Consider the following 18,943-nt stretch of genomic DNA (forward strand, 5'->3'; position numbering starts at 1 on the left):
ATGGCATACCTGGTGGCAGTAACCGCCTGCGTAAGCGGCGTGGCGCATACTTATATGGCGGCGGAACGGCTGGAAAAGTTGTGCCTGTTAGAGAAGTGGGGCGTCAGCATTGAAACTCAGGGCGCGCTGGGAACGGAGAATCGTTTAGCGGACGAGGATATCCGTCGGGCGGATGTTGCTCTGTTAATTACGGATATCGAGCTTGCCGGTGCTGAGCGATTTGACCATTGCCGCTATGTGCAATGCAGCATCTACGCATTCCTGCGTGAGCCGCAGCGGGTGATGAGCGCGGTGCGCAAAGTGCTTTCTGCGCCGCAGCAAACCCATCTCATTCTGGAGTAGTCGGTTTTTCTGTCAGTTGGCTGTGGTACTGCCGACGATATTCCGACGGTGAGCGTTCGGTATTTTTACGAAACAGACGGCAGAAGTAGTTGCTGTCGACAAAGCCGCAGGCGTGCGCCACTTCTTTTACCTTCAGGTCATAGCCTTTCAATAACGTCTTAGCGTGCTCCAGTCGCGTGTGATTCAGGTATTCGTTAAAACCAATGGCCCCCGTTTTTTGAAACAGGTGCGAGAGGTAATTTGGTGAAATATAAAACGCCTGTGCAACAGATTCGCGGGTAAGCGCGGAGGCATAGCGTTCGTCGATATAATCGCGAATAGCTTCAAATAGTGCCTGGCTGCGTGAGGCGGTCTGGATTTGGCTGCCGAGCAAATCGCGGCAGTGGCTAAGCAGGCTGGCGACGATAAGCCTTGCCGTTTGCTGCTCCTGCGGCTGCATTTGCATTTCATTGAGCGTTTGTAGCAGAAAAGAACCTATGCGTGGGCCGCGCCGGGCGACGTGTTGCTTCGCCAGATTTTGATATTGTTTGCCATCCCATTGCACGACGCTGAAGCCGAGTTGCTGTTTGCCAAACAGCACGCTAAAGGTAGTGGCGGGGGCTTGCCATTGTGGAAAATTCCAGCCACCAGCAGGAACGTACAACACATCGCCGGGAACTAACGTTGCTCCAGCACCGGTATCAACAAACTCACCTTCCAGCACAATTTCCAGCCGTGGAAAATCGACCTGATACGCAAGATCGGGCACCGGGCCGTTACTGCTGGCAAAGTAAATCTGGCGCAGGGACAGCGGGCCGTTGATCAGGCGGGAGAGCAGATAGCTGACGTCGTGATACATGTTATTCCCTTAGGTATGTAGACGGGAAAACAGTAACTGGCATTATTAAAAAAGGCCACCTGAAAAGTGTGGCCTGAGGGGAGTTCGATGTAAACATTGCGGCAGTATCGCATCCGGCAAATAGCGCCAGACGCGATACAAAGGTCATTTACTGATTACCTACCTGGTCGCCATATGGCAGCGTGTCGTAATCGATCAGCGCGTTTTTCTTGTACGGGTTACCAATCCAGCGGGTAGTTTCTTTGAACTGCGGATTCACCACTGAACGGGTTGGATCGTAACCGTCGTAAGATAAGCCCGCCAAATCTGACCAGGTGTGGATCAGTTCCGCAAGGCTGTATTTACGATCAACATCCTGTGAGAAATCACGCGGATGAGCCGCTTGCCATTTTTCCGACGTCCACAGCAGGAACGGAATGGTGTACATATGACGCGTCGGGTTGTCTTCGTTACGCCCCTGAGTTTTGTGCGGCGGCGTGTCGTAAACCTCTTCACCGTGGTCAGAGAAGTAAACCAGGAAACCGTTCGGGTCTGCTGCTTTAAAGTCTTTAATCAGGCTGGCAACCACATGATCGTTATACAGGTTAGCGTTGTCATAATCGTTATATGACTCCAGCTCTTCCGCGTTTAATCCCGGCGGAACATGATCGGTATTGCCATCAAACTTGCCCTGATTTTCCGGGTAGCGGTATTTGTATTTGATATGCGTACCCAGCAGATGAACGATGATCAGTTTCTTCGGCGCAGGGTCATTCAGCACTTCCTGGAACGGCTTCAGCACGTTGGTGTCGTATTCACGCGCACTCTGCGTACGTTGCTGGTTCATGTAGTACTGCTTGTCGGTCTGGCGCGAAAATACCGTCAGCATGGTATTGCGGGCGGTCATCGTCTGCTGGTTGGTGATCCAGAAGGTTTTATAACCCGCCTGTTTCATCATGTTCATCAGCGACGGCTGTGTCAGGTACAGGTCCGGGTTCTTTTCATTGGCAAAGGTCAGCGCCTGTTGCAGGATTTCAATGGTGTACGGACGAGACGTCACCACGTTATTAAACACGGTCAGATTCGGATCGGTTTTATGCAGTGCATCCAGCTCCGGCGTGGTTTCACGCGGATAACCGTACAGACTCATGCGTCCACGCTGGGTCGATTCGCCAATTACCAGCACTAAGGTGCGCGGTTCGTTACCCGATTCATCTTTGAAATTAGCCAGCGGCGGCAAGGCATTATTTTCATTCAGTAGCTTTGTTAGCGAGTTTAGTTGCTGACGATACTGATAATAGCCGGTCAGGAATTGCCACGGTGCGGCAGGCTCCATACGCGATGCCAGGTTATCCAACGTTTTCTCAAATGGCTTGTTTTTGATAAACGTATTCATGGCGATCGGATGCAGAATCAAGCCATAAAGTAGGGCAAAAGAGACAACATAACGCCACGGCTTTGGAATATAGACCGGGCGCAGGCGTGTCCACAGCAGAACTGCCACTGCCGTATAGGCCAGCGCGATAAGCACAATTTTCAGGCTGAAATACTGGCTTAAATACTCGCTGGCTTCGTTGGTGTTGGTTTCGAACATCACAAACAGAACGCTCTGCGAGAACTCCTGACCGTAGATGACGTAGTAGCACAGCGCCGCCAGAGAGGCCGCCCATAGCACCACGCCGATTACTGCGGCAATAATTTTAATCCGCTTCGGAAAGAGGAATACCGGGATCAACCACAGCGAACTGAATAACAGCGAGTCGCGAATGCCATTAGTGCCACTATAACCACTGATGTAAATAATGGCCTGTAGCAGAGTAGAGAAAAACCAAAAGTAGAGCAGTGCCCAACCCAGGGCTTTCCAGCTAAAAAGGGGTTTAGCCTGGACTTCTGTGGAATGCATAGTAAGAACCTGTCTTGAAAAAAATATCGCCGAATGTAACGACAATTCCTTAAGGATATCTGAAGGGATATCCAGAATTTGAATAAAATGCAGACAGAAATATATTGAAAACGAGGGTGTTAGAACAGAAGTATTTCAGAAAACCCTCGCGCAAAAGCACGAGGGTTTGCAGGAGGGGAAGATTAGCCGGTATTACGCATGCCTGCCGCAATCCCGGCAATAGTGACCATTAACGCCTGCTCGACGCGAGGATCCGGCTCATGGCCTTCTTTTTCTGCCTGGCGGGAGCGGTGCAGCAACTCGGCCTGCAATACGTTCAGCGGGTCGGTGTAAATATTCCGTAGCTGAATAGACTCTGCAATCCACGGCAGATCGGCCATCAGATGGGAATCGTTGGCAATCGCCAGCACCACTTTGATGTCTTCTTCTTGCAGGTTGCGTAACTCTTTACCTAACGGCCACAGTGCTTTGTCTACCAGGCGTTGGTCATAGTATTCCGCCAGCCACAGGTCTGCTTTGGCGAAGACCATCTCCAGCATGCCGAGACGCGTCGAGAAGAATGGCCAATCGCGGCACATGGCTTCCAGCTCGCTCTGTTTGCCGTCTTCGACCACTTTTTGCAGCGCCGTACCTGCACCCAGCCAGGCGGGGAGCATCAGGCGGTTTTGTGTCCAGGCAAAAATCCACGGAATAGCGCGCAGTGACTCAACGCCACCGGTCGGGCGACGTTTGGCCGGACGTGAACCCAGCGGCAGTTTGCCCAGTTCTTGTTCCGGCGTAGCGGAGCGGAAGTAAGGCACAAAATCTTTGTTTTCACGTACGTAGCCACGGTAGAGATCGCAGGAGATGACTGACAGTTCATCCATAATGCGACGCCAGCTCTCTTTCGGCTCAGGTGGTGGCAGCAGGTTGGCTTCCAAAATCGCCCCGGTGTACAGCGACAGGCTGCTGACGGTGATTTCTGGCAGACCATATTTAAAGCGGATCATCTCGCCCTGTTCAGTCACGCGCAGGCCGCCTTTCAGGCTTCCTGGCGGTTGTGACAGCAGCGCCGCATGAGCAGGTGCGCCGCCGCGACCAATGGAACCGCCGCGACCGTGGAACAACGTCAGTTCAATACCCGCTTTTTCGCAGGTTTTGATTAATGCATCCTGTGCCTGATATTGCGCCCAGGAAGCCGCCATCACGCCCGCATCTTTTGCTGAGTCGGAATAGCCAATCATCACCATCTGTTTGCCCTGAATCAGGCCGCGATACCAGTCGATATTCAGCAACTGGGTCATGACATCGTTGGCGTTGTTCAGGTCATCGAGGGTTTCAAACAGCGGAGCAACCGGCATTGCAAACCCGATACCCGCTTCTTTCAGCAGCAGGTGGACAGCCAGCACGTCGGACGGCGTTTTCGCCATCGAGATCACGTAGGCGGCAATGGAGCCTTGCGGCGCTTCGGCAATCACCTGGCAGGTATCGAGCACTTCGCGCGTTTCGGCGCTTGGTTGCCAGTTGCGCGGCAGAAGCGGACGTTTGGAGTTCAGTTCGCGGATCAGGAACGCCTGTTTGTCGGCCTCTGACCAGCTTTCGTAGTCGCCGATACCGAGGTAGCGGGTCAGCTCGCCCAGCGCTTCGGTATGGCGGGTGCTCTCCTGACGGATATCAATACGGACCAGCGGTACGCCGAAACATTTCACGCGGCGCAGGGTGTCGAGCAGATCGCCGTTGGCGATAATACCCATGCCACACGCCTGAAGTGACTGGTAGCAAGCGTAGAGCGGTTCCCAAAGTTCTTCGTTTTGTGTCAGCAGGCCTTCTGGTTTTGGCAGTTCTTCGCCTTTCAGGCGCGCTTCCAGCCATGCCTGTGTCGCCATCAGGCGAGAACGCAGGTTTTTCATCAGATAGCGATACGGTTCTGCGGCACCTTCTTCGCCAACCAGCGCCAGCAGTTCAGGGGTCGCTTCAACCATCGACAGTTCAGAAACCAGCACCTGAATATCTTTCAGGAACAGATCGGTGGCTTTCCAGCGACTGAGCAGCAGGACGTGGCGGGTGATATCGGCAGTGACGTTCGGGTTGCCGTCGCGGTCACCGCCCATCCACGAGGTAAAACGGACCGGAACAAATTCGACGGGCAGTTTGTAGCCGAGATTCTCTTCCAGTTGTTCGTTCAGTTCGCGCAGGTAATTCGGTACGCCTTGCCACAGGCTGTTTTCTACTACGGCAAAGCCCCATTTGGCTTCATCTACCGGGCTTGGACGCAGTTTACGGATTTCATCGGTATGCCATGACTGGGCGATCAACTGGCGCAGGCGGCGCATCAGCTGGTTGTGTTCGTAGTCGGCGATATCTTTGTTATCGAGCTGTTTTAAACAGGCGTTCACTTCCACCATTTTGTGGATCAGTGTACGACGGGTAATTTCGGTTGGGTGAGCCGTGAGGACCAGTTCCAGCGACAGCGATTCCACTGCTTTTTTGATGGTGTCTTCGCTCAGTTCCGGCTGGTTTTTCAGTTTACGCAGGGTGCGGGCGATCACTTCCGGGTTGCTGGCAGCTTCGCCTTTCGGCGAAATGCTGTGGTATTGCTCGGCGGTGTTGGCCAGGTTCAGGAATTGACTAAACGCACGCGCAACGGGCAGCAGCTCGTCGTTCGACAAATTTTGTAAGGTGGTGAGCAACTCCTGGCGGTTAGCATCATTGCCAGCGCGTGAAGATTTCGACAACTTACGGATAGTTTCTACGCGTTCAAGAATGTGTTCTCCTAACGCATCCTTGATGGTTTCTCCCAGCACTTTGCCGAGCATACTGACATTACTACGCAATGCGGAATATTGTTCGTTCATATTACCCCAGACACCCCATCTTATCGTTTGATAGCCCTGTATCCTTCACGTCGCATTGGCGCGAATATGCTCGGGCTTTGCTTTTCGTCGTCTTTTATAAAGCCACGTAAAAGCGGTGACGTCAAATGCTGCGAAATCGCTTCAGCAAACGAATAAATAGCAGGAATTTACGTCATTAAATTCACGACGCTTTAAATAAGTGTAACTTATGGGAATGTTAAAAAATCGCCTCGAGTAACACCAAAGGTGTAGGTCGGATAAGATGCGTAAGCATCGCATCCGACATTGTTTGGCCTACGTTTTAATGCCAGCAAAAATGGTGAATCACCTGGGTGATCAGTTCGCGGGTGGGCTTGATAAACCTCGTCTCCAGATATTCATCAGGCTGATGAGCCTGATTAATTGAGCCAGGCCCCAGAACCAGCGTCGGGCATAACGTTTGAATAAACGGCGCTTCGGTACAGTAATTCACCACTTCGGTCTTTGCTCCGAGCAATTTCTCAACCACTTCAACCAGTTGATGATTCGGTGGGCATTCATAGCCAGGGATCGGCGGATGCAGCTCGTCGACCGTCAGACGACCCGGCCAGCGTTCGCTCACTGGAGCCAATGCATCGTTGAGCAAACCATTAAGTTCATTGAGTGTCATGCCTGGCAGCGGACGAATATCCATATGCAACTCACAGCAAGCGCAAATACGGTTAGAAGCGTCGCCACCGTGGATATGCCCGAGGTTGAGCGTAGGGTATGGCACGGTAAACGCTTCGTAGTGATAACGTTCTTTCAGGTTATCGCGCAATTGCAAAATATGCCCGATGGCGTCGTGCATTAGTTCGATAGCGTTAACTCCGCGAGCTGGATCGCTGGAGTGGCCCGACTGGCCCTGAATACGGATGGCGTTAGAGATATGACCTTTATGTGCGCGTACCGGTTGTAGTGACGTCGGTTCGCCAATGATGGCGCAATCCGGGCGCAGGGCGGTAGTTTCGGCAAAATAACGCGCTCCGGCCATACTGGTTTCTTCATCGGCAGTCGCCAGAATGTAGAGCGGTTTTTTCAGTTTCGTGACGTCGACTTCGCGTAGCGCATCAAGGATAAACGCAAAAAAGCCTTTCATGTCGGCGGTGCCTAAGCCGTAAAGCTTGCCGTCATGCTCCGTCAGTGTAAACGGATCGCGCGTCCAGCGTCCGTCATCAAATGGCACCGTATCGGTATGCCCCGCCAGCAACAAACCGCCAGCCCCCTGTCCGGTACTTGCCAGCATATTAAATTTGTTGCGAGTTCCTGGCACAGGCTGCACTTCCACATTGAAGCCTAAATCTTTAAACCAGTCCGCCAGCAGAGTGATTAAATCTGCATTGCTTTGATCGAGTGCCTCTTCCGTGGCGCTTATTGAAGGTGTGGCAATCAGAGCACGGTAAATCTCGATAAATGGCGGTAATTTGTTTTTCATTGTTGACACACCTCTGGTCATGATAGTATCAATATTCATGCAGTATTTATGAATAAAAATACACTAACGTTGAGCGTAATAAAACCCACCAGCCGTAAGGTGAATGTTTTACGTTTAACCTGGCAACCAGACATAAGAAGGTGAATAGCCCCGATGTTGAATACGCTGATTGTGGGTGCCAGCGGCTACGCTGGCGCAGAGCTAGTGACCTATGTAAATCGCCATCCGCATATGAACATAACCGCTTTGACTGTTTCAGCGCAAAGCAATGATGCGGGAAAGTTAATCTCCGATTTGCATCCGCAGCTAAAAGGCATCGTTGATCTGCCGTTGCAGCCGATGTCGGATATCAGCGAGTTTAGCCCAGGGGTGGACGTGGTGTTTCTCGCCACCGCCCATGAAGTTAGCCACGATTTAGCGCCGCAATTTCTTGAAGCCGGCTGCGTGGTGTTCGACCTTTCCGGCGCGTTTCGTGTTAACGACGCCACCTTCTATGAAAAATATTACGGCTTTACCCATCAGTATCCGGAACTGCTGGAACAGGCAGCCTACGGTCTGGCGGAGTGGTGCGGTAATAAATTAAAAGAAGCGAACTTGATTGCCGTGCCAGGCTGTTATCCGACGGCGGCACAGCTGGCGCTGAAACCGTTGATTGATGCCGATCTTCTTGACCTCAATCAGTGGCCGGTAATCAACGCCACCAGCGGCGTGAGCGGTGCAGGACGTAAGGCAGCGATTTCAAATAGTTTTTGTGAAGTGAGCCTGCAACCGTATGGCGTCTTTACTCATCGCCATCAACCAGAGATCGCCACACACCTCGGTGCTGACGTTATCTTCACCCCGCATCTGGGCAATTTCCCGCGCGGCATTCTCGAAACCATTACCTGCCGCCTGAAATCGGGTGTGACCCAGGCGCAAGTCGCGCAAGCGTTACAGCAGGCGTATGCCCATAAACCGCTGGTGCGGCTGTATGACAAAGGCGTTCCGGCGCTGAAAAATGTCGTTGGGCTGCCATTTTGCGATATCGGGTTTGCCGTTCAGGGCGAGCATTTGATCATTGTGGCGACCGAAGACAACTTACTGAAAGGCGCGGCGGCACAAGCGGTACAGTGCGCCAATATTCGTTTCGGCTATGCGGAAACGCAGTCTCTTATTTAAGGGTGCAATGATGAATCCATTAATTATCAAACTGGGCGGCGTACTGCTGGATAGTGAAGAGGCGCTGGAACGTCTGTTTAGCGCACTGGTGAATTATCGTGAGTCACATCAGCGTCCGCTGGTGATTGTGCACGGCGGCGGTTGCGTGGTGGATGAGCTGATGAAAGGGCTGAATCTGCCGGTGAAAAAGAAAAACGGCCTGCGGGTGACGCCTGCTGATCAGATTGACATTATCACCGGAGCACTGGCGGGAACGGCAAATAAAACCCTGCTGGCATGGGCGAAGAAACATCAGATTGCGGCCGTAGGTTTGTTTCTCGGTGACGGCGACAGCGTCAAAGTGACCCAGCTTGATGAAGAGTTAGGCCATGTTGGACTGGCGCAGCCAGGTTCGCCTAAGCTTATCAACACCTTGCTGGAGAACGGTTATCTGCCGGTGGTCAGCTCCATTGGCGTAACAGACGAAGGGCAACTGATGAACGTCAATGCCGATCAGGCGGCAACGGCGCTGGCGGCAACGCTGGGCGCGGATCTGATTTTGCTCTCCGACGTCAGCGGCATTCTCGACGGCAAAGGGCAACGTATTGCCGAAATGACCGCCGCGAAAGCAGAACAACTGATTGAGCAGGGCATTATTACTGACGGCATGATAGTGAAAGTGAACGCGGCGCTGGATGCTGCGCGCACGCTGGGCCGCCCGGTGGATATCGCCTCCTGGCGTCATGCGGAACAGCTTCCGGCACTGTTTAACGGTATGCCGATGGGTACGCGGATTTTAGCTTAAGTTTTGTTAGCCGGAGGCGCAGCTTTCCGGCATTAAATTTCAAAATAAGGAAACAGAGTTATGGCACTTTGGGGCGGGCGTTTTACCCAGGCAGCAGATCAACGGTTCAAACAATTCAACGACTCACTGCGTTTTGATTACCGTCTGGCGGAGCAGGATATTGTTGGCTCTGTGGCCTGGTCCAAAGCCCTGGTAACGGTCGGTGTGCTGACCGCAGAAGAGCAGGCGCAACTGGAAGAGGCGCTGAACGTGCTGCTGGAAGATGTTCGCGCCAGGCCACAACAAATCCTTGAAAGCGACGCCGAAGATATCCATAGCTGGGTGGAAGGCAAACTGATCGACAAAGTGGGTCAGTTAGGCAAAAAACTGCACACCGGGCGTAGCCGTAATGACCAGGTCGCGACTGACCTGAAACTGTGGTGCAAAGATACCGTTAGCGAGTTGCTGACGGCTAACCGCCAACTGCAATCGGCGCTGGTGGAAACCGCGCAGAACAATCAGGACGCGGTAATGCCAGGTTACACTCACCTGCAACGCGCCCAGCCGGTGACGTTCGCGCACTGGTGCCTGGCCTATGTTGAGATGCTGGCGCGTGATGAAAGCCGCTTGCAGGATGCGCTTAAGCGTCTGGATGTTAGTCCGTTAGGCTGTGGCGCACTGGCGGGAACGGCCTATGAAATCGACCGTGAACAGTTAGCAGGCTGGCTGGGATTTGCCTCAGCGACCCGTAACAGTCTGGACAGCGTTTCTGACCGTGATCATGTGCTGGAACTGCTTTCTGCTGCCGCTATCGGCATGGTGCATCTGTCGCGTTTTGCTGAAGATCTGATTTTCTTTAACACCGGCGAAGCGGGATTTGTGGAGCTTTCTGACCGCGTGACTTCAGGTTCATCATTAATGCCGCAGAAGAAAAACCCGGATGCGCTGGAGCTGATTCGCGGTAAATGCGGTCGTGTGCAGGGCGCGTTAACCGGCATGATGATGACGCTGAAAGGTTTGCCGCTGGCTTACAACAAAGATATGCAGGAAGACAAAGAAGGTCTGTTCGACGCGCTCGATACCTGGCTGGACTGCCTGCATATGGCGGCGCTGGTGCTGGACGGCATTCAGGTGAAACGTCCGCGTTGCCAGGAAGCGGCTCAGCAGGGTTACGCCAACGCCACTGAACTGGCGGATTACCTGGTGGCGAAAGGCGTACCGTTCCGCGAGGCGCACCATATTGTTGGTGAAGCGGTGGTGGAAGCCATTCGTCAGGGCAAACCGCTGGAAGAACTACCGCTCAGTGAGTTGCAGAAATTCAGTCAGGTGATTGGCGAAGATGTCTATCCGATTCTGTCGCTACAATCGTGCCTCGACAAGCGTGCGGCAAAAGGCGGCGTCTCACCGCAGCAGGTGGCGCAGGCGATTGCTTTTGCGCAGGCTCGGTTGGGGTAAGAACATTTATATGTACAAATTTGAGCCTGGCTTATCGCCGGGCTTTTTTATGGCAAAAAAAAGCGGATCCTGGAGATCCGCAAAAGTTCACGTTGGCTTTAGTTATTCGAGTTGAGAAACTCTCGAAACGGGCAGTGACTTCAAGGGTTAAAAGAGGTGCCGCTCCGTTTCTGTGAGCAATTATCAGTCAGAATGCTTGATAGGGATAATCGTTCATTGCTATTCTACCTATCGCCATGAACTATCGTGGCGATGGAGGATGGATAATGAATATTCGTGATCTTGAGTACCTGGTGGCATTGGCTGAACACCGCCATTTTCGGCGTGCGGCAGATTCCTGCCACGTTAGCCAGCCGACGCTTAGCGGGCAAATTCGTAAGCTGGAAGATGAGCTGGGCGTGATGTTGCTGGAGCGGACCAGCCGTAAAGTATTGTTCACCCAGGCGGGAATGCTGCTGGTGGATCAGGCGCGTACCGTGCTGCGTGAGGTGAAAGTCCTTAAAGAGATGGCAAGCCAGCAGGGTGAGACGATGTCCGGACCGCTGCATATTGGTTTGATTCCCACGGTTGGACCGTACCTGCTACCGCATATTATCCCGATGCTGCACCAGACCTTTCCAAAGCTGGAAATGTATCTGCATGAAGCACAGACCCACCAGTTACTGGCGCAACTGGACAGTGGCAAACTTGACTGCGTGATCCTCGCGCTGGTGAAAGAGAGCGAAGCATTCATTGAAGTGCCATTGTTTGATGAACCAATGCTGCTGGCTATCTATGAAGATCACCCGTGGGCGAACCGCGAATGCGTACCGATGGCCGATCTGGCAGGGGAAAAACTGCTGATGCTGGAAGACGGTCACTGTTTGCGCGATCAGGCAATGGGTTTCTGTTTTGAAGCCGGGGCGGATGAAGATACACACTTCCGCGCGACCAGCCTGGAAACTCTGCGCAACATGGTGGCGGCAGGTAGCGGGATCACTTTACTGCCTGCACTGGCTGTGCCGCCGGAGCGCAAACGCGATGGGGTTGTTTATCTGCCGTGCATTAAGCCGGAACCACGCCGCACTATTGGGCTGGTTTATCGTCCTGGCTCACCGCTGCGCAGCCGCTATGAGCAGCTGGCAGAGGCCATCCGCGCAAGAATGGATGGCCATTTCGATAAAGTGTTAAAAAAGGCGGTTTAAACCGTTTAACGCAGCTACCCGATAGGCTTCCGCCATCGTCGGGTAGTTAAAGGTGGTGTTGACGAAGTACTCAATAGTGTTGCCGCCACCTTTCTGTTCCATAATCGCCTGACCGATATGAATAATTTCGGCAGCGCGCTCACCAAAGCAGTGAATACCCAGAATCTCTTTCGTTTCCCGATGGAACAAAATTTTCAGCGTGCCCACGTTCATGCCGACGATTTGTGCGCGTGCCAGATGTTTGAACTGGGCGCGGCCCACTTCATATGGCACTTTCATCGCGGTCAGCTGCTGTTCGGTTTTGCCCACAGAGCTGATTTCCGGGATGGTGTAAATGCCGGTAGGGATATCTTCAATCAGATGTGCGGTGGCTTCACCTTTCACCAGCGCCTGCGCGGCAATGCGCCCCTGGTCATAGGCTGCCGACGCCAGACTCGGATAACCAATCACGTCGCCCACCGCGTAAACGTGCGGCTGCGCGGTCTGATACATGCTGTTGACCTTCAGCTGTCCACGACTGTCAGTTTCCAACCCAATGTTCTGTAACGCCAGCGAATCGGTATTACCCGTGCGACCGTTGGCATAGAGCAGACAGTCAGCTTTCAGTTTTTTGCCCGACTTCAGATGCATGATCACACCGTCGTCACAGCCTTCGATCTTCTCGTACTCTTCGTTGTGACGAATCACTACGCCACTGTTCCAGAAGTGATAGGAGAGAGAATCTGACATCTCTTGATCGAGAAATGCCAGCAGGCGATCGCGGGTGTTGATCAGATCCACTTTTACATCCATACCGCGGAAGATCGACGCATATTCACAGCCGATCACTCCAGCACCATAGATAAGTACATGGCGCGGTTCGTGGTGCATGCTAAGAATTGAGTCGCTGTCGTAAATGCGTGGATGGGTGAAATCAACATCTGTTGGATGATATGGACGAGAGCCGCAGGCAATAACAAATTTTTCAGCGGTTAGTGTTTCGACGCTGCCGTCCGGGCAATCCAGCGCCAGCGTATGCTCGTCAACAAAGCGAGCGTTTCCCTGCAATATTTCACAGTGATTACGTTCGTAAAATCCCTGACGCATGCGCGTTTGTTGATTAATCACGTTATCGGCATGGTTAAGGATATCGGCAAAAGAAGAGCGGAGCAGTCGCGAATGGTCGCTGTATAGTGGGTTTTGATTAAATTCTATAATGCGGCTGACGGCGTGACGGAGAGCTTTCGACGGGATGGTACCCCAGTGGGTGCAACCGCCGCCAACATTTTGATAACGCTCGATAACTGCGACGCGCGCACCTTGCTTAACCAGGCCCATTGCAGCGCCTTCGCCGCCGGGGCCGGAACCTATTACTATGGCATCGTAATCGTAGGAATGTGGCATGGTAGGGCTTACCTGTTCTTATACATAAAAGCAACAGAATGGTAACATTTTATCGCGGGTAAGCCAATTGATCCCCGTCATTTATCTGGCTATATCGTGAGCGGCCTTTGCTTTGTCTGTTTCTTACTTTTGACCTGAACGTTTTATTGGATTTTTATCGACGATACTCTCCGTTTAAGCGGCAGGTTTCCGTTGTACGTAAAAGAACCGGCCAAAGAATTGCAGTAAATATGTTTTATTGCGTTACCGTTCATTCACAACACTGGAGCAATCCAGTATGTTCATTCTCTGGTATAGTGCCAGCAGTACTTTTGGCAAGGATTCAGACATCGTGATGGGCGTAAGAGCGCAACAAAAAGAAAAAACCCGCCGTTCGCTGGTGGAAGCCGCATTTAGCCAATTAAGTGCTGAACGCAGCTTCGCCAGCCTGAGTTTGCGTGAAGTGGCGCGTGAAGCGGGCATTGCTCCCACCTCTTTTTATCGGCATTTCCGCGACGTAGACGAACTGGGTCTGACCATGGTTGATGAGAGCGGTTTAATGCTACGCCAACTCATGCGCCAGGCGCGTCAGCGTATCGCCAAAGGCGGGAGTGTGATCCGTACCTCGGTCTCCACATTTATGGAGTTCATCGGTAATAATCCTAACGCCTTCCGGTTATTATTGCGGGAACGCTCCGGCACCTCCGCTGCGTTTCGTGCCGCCGTTGCGCGTGAAATTCAGCACTTCATTGCGGAACTTGCGGACTATCTGGAACTCGAAAACCATATGCCGCGTGCGTTTACTGAAGCGCAAGCCGAAGCCATGGTGACGATTGTCTTCAGTGCGGGGGCCGAGGCGTTGGACGTCGGCGTCGAACAACGTCGGCAATTAGAAGAGCGACTGGTACTGCAACTGCGAATGATTTCGAAAGGGGCTTATTACTGGTATCGCCGTGAACAAGAGAAAACCGCAATTATTCCGGGAAATGTGAAGGACGAGTAATGAAACAAGCAAATCAAGATAGAGGTACGCTGCTGCTGGCGCTGGTGGCTGGCTTATCGATTAATGGTACTTTCGCAGCGCTGTTTAGCTCCATTGTGCCATTTTCTGTATTCCCGATTATTTCCCTGGTGCTGACGGTTTATTGCCTGCATCAACGTTATCTTAATCGCACCATGCCGGTAGGCTTGCCGGGTCTGGCTGCTGCCTGTTTTATTCTCGGCGTACTGCTGTACAGCACGGTAGTTCGTGCGGAGTATCCGGATATCGGCTCTAACTTCTTCCCGGCAGTACTCTCCGTCATTATGGTGTTCTGGATTGGCGCGAAGATGCGTAACCGTAAGCAGGAAGTTGCTGAGTAATCGGAATCATGCCGGATGCTGATGCATCCGGCATGGGTTTTACTTCGCGGTCAGTAATACGCCGCACTCCATATGGTGCGTGTAGGGGAACTGATCAAACAGAGCCAGACGTTCAACCTTGTGCGTCTGGCTTAATGTTTCCAGATTCTTGCATAACGTTTCCGGATTGCAGGAGATATACAGAATACGTGGATACGCCTGCACCATTTTCTCGGTTTCACCGTCCAGACCGCTGCGTGGTGGGTCGACAAAAATGGTTTCGCACTGATAACTCTTTAAATCGATCCCTTGCAGGCGGTTAAACTCGCGTACGCCATTCATCGCCTGAGTAAATTCTTCTGCCGCCATACGAATAATTTGTACGTTATCCATATGGTTAGCGGCAATGTTGTATTGCGCGGCAGCGACCGACGGCTTAGCGATTTCGGTGGCTAATACCCGATCAAAATTGCGCGCCAGTGCTAATGAAAAGTTACCGTTGCCGCAGTACAGCTCCAGTAAATCGCCTTTTGAGCCTTTGGTTACGTCCAGCGCCCATTCCAGCATCTGAATATTCATCGCCGCGTTCGGCTGGGTAAAGCTGTTTTCTACCTGACGGTAGATCATCTCTTTCCCTGCGACCGGCAGACGTTCATCGATGTAATCTTGATCCAGCTCGATTTTGGTTTTCGTTGCCCGACCAATCAGATGCACATTCAGATTCTGCGCTCGCAGTGCATCGCGCAGGGCTTCCGCTTCCTGACGCCACTCATCATCCAGCTTCTTATGGTACAGCAGGGAAACCACCGCCTGATTACTCAGCGTGGTGAGGTAATCAATCTGGAACAACTTGTGGCGCAGAACGGGATTATTACGCACACCCGCAATCATCGCCGTCATCAACTGGTTGATAAGTTCACTGGCGGCGGGGAAGCTATCCACGCGGATGCGGCTTTTGGTTTGTTGATCGAAAATGATGTGATACAGGTCATCGCCATCGTGCCAGATGCGGAACTCCGCACGCATCCGGTAATGACTGACCGGCGAGCGAAACACTTCCGGAACCAGGTCAGAAAACGGTGCCATCATACTTTGCAAACGTACCACTTTTTCGGCTAACTGCGCTTCATACTGTTCTGTTGGAAGGTGTTCGGGGGTCATGATGTATCCTGAAAAATTAAAGTACGCGGCGATTGTAGGGATTGCTCATCAGATGTCCAGATCTTGATGTATTCCTATTTGTGAGCTACGTCTGGACAGTAACTTGTTACAACCTGTAGCATCCACTCGCCGGTCCTGTGAGTTAATAGGGAATCCAGTGCAAATCTGGAGCTGACGCGCAGCGGTAAGGAAAGGTGCGATGATTGCGTTATGCGGACACTGCCATCCGGTGGGAAGTCATCATCTCTTAGTATCTTAGATACCCCTCCAAGCCCGAAGACCTGCCGGCTAACGTCGCATCTGGTTCTCATCATCGCGTAATATTGATGAAACCTGCGGCATCCTTCTTCTATTGTGGATGCTTTACAATGATTAAAAAAGCTTCGCTGCTGACGGCGTTTTCCGTCACAGCCTTTTCCGCTTGGGCACAGGATACCAGCCCGGATACTCTCGTTGTTACTGCTAACCGTTTTGAACAGCCGCGCAGCACTGTGCTTGCACCAACCACCGTTGTGACGCGTCAGGATATTGACCGCTGGCAGTCGACCTCAGTCAATGATGTTCTGCGCCGTCTTCCGGGTGTCGATATCACCCAAAACGGCGGTTCAGGTCAGCTCTCATCTATTTTTATTCGCGGTACAAATGCCAGTCATGTGCTGGTGTTAATTGATGGCGTCCGCCTGAATCTGGCGGGAGTGAGTGGTTCTGCCGACCTTAGCCAGTTCCCTATTGCGCTTGTCCAGCGTATTGAATATATCCGTGGACCGCGCTCCGCTGTTTATGGTTCCGATGCAATAGGCGGGGTGGTGAATATCATCACGACGCGCGATGAACCCGGAACGGAAATTTCAGCAGGGTGGGGAAGCAATAGTTATCAGAACTATGATGTCTCCACGCAGCAACAACTGGGGGATAAGACACGGGTAACGCTGTTGGGCGATTATGCCCATACTCATGGTTATGATGTTGTTGCCTATGGGAATACCGGAACGCAAGCGCAGACAGATAACGATGGTTTTTTAAGTAAAACGCTTTATGGCGCGCTGGAGCATAACTTTACTGATGCCTGGAGCGGCTTTGTGCGCGGCTATGGCTATGATAACCGTACCAATTATGACGCGTATTATTCTCCCGGCTCACCGTTGCTCGATACCCGTAAACTCTATAGCCAAAGTTGGGACGCCGGGCTGCGCTATAACGGTGAACTGATTAAATCACAACTCATTACCAGCTATAGCCATAGCAAAGATTACAACTACGATCCCCATTATGGCCGTTATGATTCGTCCGCGACGCTGGATGAGATGAAGCAGTACACCGTCCAGTGGGCAAATAACGTTACCGTTGGCCACGGTAATATTGGTGCGGGCGTTGACTGGCAGAAGCAGAGCACGGCACCGGGCACAGCTTATGTTAAGGATGGATATGATCAACGTAATACCGGCATCTATCTGACTGGGCTGCAACAAGTCGGCGATTTTACGTTTGAAGGCGCAGCCCGCAGCGACGATAACTCACAGTTTGGTCGTCATGGAACCTGGCAAACGAGTGCCGGTTGGGAATTCATCGAAGGCTATCGTTTTATCGCTTCTTATGGCACGTCGTACAAGGCACCTAATCTTGGGCAACTGTATGGTTTCTACGGAAATCCGAATCTGAATCCTGAGAAAAGCAAACAGTGGGAAGGCGCGTTTGAAGGCTTAACCGCTGGGGTGAACTGGCGTATTTCCGGATATCGTAACGATGTCAGTGATTTGATCGATTATGATGATCACACCCTGAAATATTACAACGAAGGGAAAGCGCGGATTAAGGGCGTCGAGGCGACCGCCAATTTTGATACCGGACCACTGACGCATACTGTGAGTTATGATTATGTCGATGCGCGCAATGCGATTACTGACACGCCGTTGTTACGCCGTGCTAAACAGCAGGTGAAATACCAGCTCGACTGGCAGTTGTATGACTTCGACTGGGGTATTACTTATCAGTATTTAGGCACTCGCTATGATAAGGATTACTCATCTTATCCTTATCAAACCGTTAAAATGGGTGGTGTGAGCTTGTGGGATCTTGCGGTTGCGTATCCGGTCACCTCTCACCTGACAGTTCGTGGTAAAATAGCCAACCTGTTCGACAAAGATTATGAGACAGTCTATGGCTACCAAACTGCAGGACGGGAATACACCTTGTCTGGCAGCTACACCTTCTGAACCACGTCCCACCGTGCTGGTGTTTGACTCCGGCGTCGGTGGGTTGTCGGTCTATGACGAGATCCGGCATCTCTTACCGGATCTCCATTACATTTATGCTTTCGATAACGTCGCTTTCCCGTATGGCGAAAAAAGCGAAGCGTTTATTGTTGAGCGAGTGGTGGCAATTATCACCGCAGTGCAAAAACGTTATCCCCTTGCGCTGGCTGTGGTCGCTTGCAACACTGCCAGTACCGTTTCACTTCCTGCATTACGCGAAAAGTTCGACTTCCCGGTTGTTGGTGTCGTGCCGGCGATTAAACCTGCTGCACGTCTGACGGCAAATGGCATTGTCGGATTACTGGCAACCCGCGGAACAGTTAAACGTTCTTATACTCATGAGCTGATCGCGCGTTTCGCTAATGAATGCCAGATAGAAATGCTGGGCTCGGCAGAGATGGTTGAGTTGGCTGAAGCGAAGCTGCATGGCGAAGATGTTTCTCTGGATGCGCTAAAACGTATCTTGCGTCCGTGGTTAAGAATGAAAGAGCCGCCAGATACCGTTGTACTGGGGTGTACCCATTTCCCTCTACTACAAGAAGAACTGTTACAGGTGCTGCCAGAGGGAACCCGGCTGGTGGATTCTGGCGCAGCGATTGCTCGCCGAACGGCCTGGTTGCTAGAGCATGAAGCCCCGGATGCAAAATCTGCCGATGCGAATATTGCCTTTTGTATGGCAATGACGCCAGAAGCTGAACAATTATTGCCCGTTTTACAGCGTTACGGCTTCGAAACGCTCGAAAAACTGGCAGTTTTAGACTGATTTGGTTGAATGTTGCGCGGTCAGAAAATTATTTTAAATTTCCTCTTGTCAGGCCGGAATAACTCCCTATAATGCGCCACCACTGACACGGAACAACGGCAAACACGTCGCCGGGTCAGCGGGGTTCTCCTGAGAATCTCAACAGAGAAAAGCAA

15 protein-coding genes and 1 riboswitch are annotated in these 18,943 nt (G+C 52.1%); of the genes, 9 read left to right on the forward strand and 6 right to left on the reverse strand.

The window, feature by feature from the left end; all coding sequences use genetic code 11:
* Positions 1 to 342 carry a PTS fructose-like transporter subunit IIB gene (locus ACJHWK_RS21860; protein ID WP_001521848.1) on the forward strand — a complete coding sequence of 114 codons (342 nt, stop codon included), beginning with the start codon at positions 1 to 3 and terminating at the stop codon, positions 340 to 342.
* Here the strand turns inward: ACJHWK_RS21860 and ACJHWK_RS21865 are convergent.
* The 4 genes from ACJHWK_RS21865 to argE all read right to left on the reverse strand — a co-directional run bounded on the left by ACJHWK_RS21865 (position 329) and on the right by argE (position 7,349).
* Positions 329 to 1,180: an AraC family transcriptional regulator gene (locus ACJHWK_RS21865; protein ID WP_000274636.1), complete on the reverse strand. Its 852-nt coding sequence runs from the start codon at positions 1,178 to 1,180 to the stop codon at positions 329 to 331. The two genes, ACJHWK_RS21860 and ACJHWK_RS21865, sit on opposite strands and share 14 nt — an antisense overlap.
* 148 nt (positions 1,181 to 1,328) lie before the next feature.
* Complete coding sequence (locus ACJHWK_RS21870; protein ID WP_000556303.1) at positions 1,329 to 3,062, reverse strand: phosphoethanolamine transferase CptA; 1,734 nt, start codon at positions 3,060 to 3,062, stop codon at positions 1,329 to 1,331.
* A gap of 182 nt (positions 3,063 to 3,244) precedes the next feature.
* Positions 3,245 to 5,896, reverse strand: coding sequence for a phosphoenolpyruvate carboxylase (gene ppc / locus ACJHWK_RS21875; RefSeq protein WP_001005578.1), 2,652 nt, complete (start codon positions 5,894 to 5,896; stop codon positions 3,245 to 3,247).
* A 301-nt stretch (positions 5,897 to 6,197) separates the two neighbouring features.
* Positions 6,198 to 7,349 carry an acetylornithine deacetylase gene (argE, locus tag ACJHWK_RS21880; protein WP_001521851.1) on the reverse strand — a complete coding sequence of 384 codons (1,152 nt, stop codon included), beginning with the start codon at positions 7,347 to 7,349 and terminating at the stop codon, positions 6,198 to 6,200.
* Positions 7,350 to 7,502: 153 nt separating this feature from the next.
* Here argE and argC point away from each other — a divergent pair, with 153 nt between their 5' ends.
* The 4 genes from argC to oxyR all read left to right on the forward strand — a co-directional run bounded on the left by argC (position 7,503) and on the right by oxyR (position 11,909).
* Positions 7,503 to 8,507 (forward strand): N-acetyl-gamma-glutamyl-phosphate reductase, encoded by a 1,005-nt coding sequence (gene argC / locus ACJHWK_RS21885; protein ID WP_000935367.1) that lies wholly within the window; start codon positions 7,503 to 7,505, stop codon positions 8,505 to 8,507.
* A gap of 7 nt (positions 8,508 to 8,514) precedes the next feature.
* Positions 8,515 to 9,291, forward strand: coding sequence for an acetylglutamate kinase (gene argB / locus ACJHWK_RS21890; protein ID WP_001362445.1), 777 nt, complete (start codon positions 8,515 to 8,517; stop codon positions 9,289 to 9,291).
* A 60-nt stretch (positions 9,292 to 9,351) separates the two neighbouring features.
* Positions 9,352 to 10,725 carry an argininosuccinate lyase gene (argH, locus tag ACJHWK_RS21895; RefSeq protein WP_001230093.1) on the forward strand — a complete coding sequence of 458 codons (1,374 nt, stop codon included), beginning with the start codon at positions 9,352 to 9,354 and terminating at the stop codon, positions 10,723 to 10,725.
* Between the two features lie 266 nt (positions 10,726 to 10,991).
* Positions 10,992 to 11,909 (forward strand): DNA-binding transcriptional regulator OxyR, encoded by a 918-nt coding sequence (oxyR, locus tag ACJHWK_RS21900; RefSeq protein ID WP_001025938.1) that lies wholly within the window; start codon positions 10,992 to 10,994, stop codon positions 11,907 to 11,909.
* Here oxyR and sthA read toward each other — a convergent pair.
* Positions 11,892 to 13,292, reverse strand: a complete 1,401-nt coding sequence (gene sthA / locus ACJHWK_RS21905; RefSeq protein WP_001120810.1) for a Si-specific NAD(P)(+) transhydrogenase — start codon at positions 13,290 to 13,292, stop codon at positions 11,892 to 11,894. The two genes, oxyR and sthA, sit on opposite strands and share 18 nt — an antisense overlap.
* 331 nt (positions 13,293 to 13,623) lie before the next feature.
* On the opposite strand from sthA, the gene fabR reads away from it, so the two are divergent.
* Together fabR and ACJHWK_RS21915 are read left to right on the forward strand one after the other, a co-directional pair.
* Positions 13,624 to 14,274 carry an HTH-type transcriptional repressor FabR gene (gene fabR / locus ACJHWK_RS21910; RefSeq protein WP_001309117.1) on the forward strand — a complete coding sequence of 217 codons (651 nt, stop codon included), beginning with the start codon at positions 13,624 to 13,626 and terminating at the stop codon, positions 14,272 to 14,274.
* Entirely contained in the window at positions 14,274 to 14,633 is a 360-nt protein-coding gene (locus tag ACJHWK_RS21915) for a YijD family membrane protein (protein ID WP_000806411.1), read from the forward strand. Before fabR ends, ACJHWK_RS21915 begins: the two co-directional genes overlap by 1 nt.
* A gap of 39 nt (positions 14,634 to 14,672) precedes the next feature.
* Here the strand turns inward: ACJHWK_RS21915 and trmA are convergent, their stop codons facing one another.
* Positions 14,673 to 15,773: a tRNA (uridine(54)-C5)-methyltransferase TrmA gene (gene trmA / locus ACJHWK_RS21920; protein WP_170886267.1), complete on the reverse strand. Its 1,101-nt coding sequence runs from the start codon at positions 15,771 to 15,773 to the stop codon at positions 14,673 to 14,675.
* A 113-nt stretch (positions 15,774 to 15,886) separates the two neighbouring features.
* A riboswitch (cobalamin riboswitch) is annotated at positions 15,887 to 16,077 on the forward strand.
* A gap of 64 nt (positions 16,078 to 16,141) precedes the next feature.
* Here trmA and btuB point away from each other — a divergent pair.
* Both btuB and murI read left to right on the forward strand, forming a co-directional pair.
* Positions 16,142 to 17,986, forward strand: a complete 1,845-nt coding sequence (btuB, locus tag ACJHWK_RS21925; protein WP_001328536.1) for a TonB-dependent vitamin B12 receptor BtuB — start codon at positions 16,142 to 16,144, stop codon at positions 17,984 to 17,986.
* Positions 17,931 to 18,788, forward strand: coding sequence for a glutamate racemase (gene murI / locus ACJHWK_RS21930; RefSeq protein WP_001445912.1), 858 nt, complete (start codon positions 17,931 to 17,933; stop codon positions 18,786 to 18,788). Before btuB ends, murI begins: the two co-directional genes overlap by 56 nt.
* Positions 18,789 to 18,943: the final 155 nt, after the last annotated feature.

Source organism: Escherichia sp. WS547, from assembly GCF_046486065.1.
In the GTDB taxonomy this organism is placed as follows: Bacteria; Pseudomonadota; Gammaproteobacteria; order Enterobacterales; family Enterobacteriaceae; genus Escherichia; species Escherichia coli.

Excerpts from the sequence above, each read along its gene's own strand:
- ACJHWK_RS21860 (WP_001521848.1), top strand. The coding sequence starts at position 1 with ATGGCATACCTGGTGGCAGTAACCGCCTGCGTAAGCGGCGTGGCGCAT.
- ACJHWK_RS21915 (WP_000806411.1), top strand. The coding sequence starts at position 14,274 with ATGAAACAAGCAAATCAAGATAGAGGTACGCTGCTGCTGGCGCTGGTG.
- argE (WP_001521851.1), bottom strand. The coding sequence starts at position 7,349 with ATGAAAAACAAATTACCGCCATTTATCGAGATTTACCGTGCTCTGATT.
- btuB (WP_001328536.1), top strand. The coding sequence starts at position 16,142 with ATGATTAAAAAAGCTTCGCTGCTGACGGCGTTTTCCGTCACAGCCTTT.
- oxyR (WP_001025938.1), top strand. The coding sequence starts at position 10,992 with ATGAATATTCGTGATCTTGAGTACCTGGTGGCATTGGCTGAACACCGC.
- ppc (WP_001005578.1), bottom strand. The coding sequence starts at position 5,896 with ATGAACGAACAATATTCCGCATTGCGTAGTAATGTCAGTATGCTCGGC.
- ACJHWK_RS21870 (WP_000556303.1), bottom strand. The coding sequence starts at position 3,062 with ATGCATTCCACAGAAGTCCAGGCTAAACCCCTTTTTAGCTGGAAAGCC.
- trmA (WP_170886267.1), bottom strand. The coding sequence starts at position 15,773 with ATGACCCCCGAACACCTTCCAACAGAACAGTATGAAGCGCAGTTAGCC.
- argC (WP_000935367.1), top strand. The coding sequence starts at position 7,503 with ATGTTGAATACGCTGATTGTGGGTGCCAGCGGCTACGCTGGCGCAGAG.
- argB (WP_001362445.1), top strand. The coding sequence starts at position 8,515 with ATGATGAATCCATTAATTATCAAACTGGGCGGCGTACTGCTGGATAGT.
- murI (WP_001445912.1), top strand. The coding sequence starts at position 17,931 with ATGGCTACCAAACTGCAGGACGGGAATACACCTTGTCTGGCAGCTACA.
- sthA (WP_001120810.1), bottom strand. The coding sequence starts at position 13,292 with ATGCCACATTCCTACGATTACGATGCCATAGTAATAGGTTCCGGCCCC.
- ACJHWK_RS21865 (WP_000274636.1), bottom strand. The coding sequence starts at position 1,180 with ATGTATCACGACGTCAGCTATCTGCTCTCCCGCCTGATCAACGGCCCG.
- argH (WP_001230093.1), top strand. The coding sequence starts at position 9,352 with ATGGCACTTTGGGGCGGGCGTTTTACCCAGGCAGCAGATCAACGGTTC.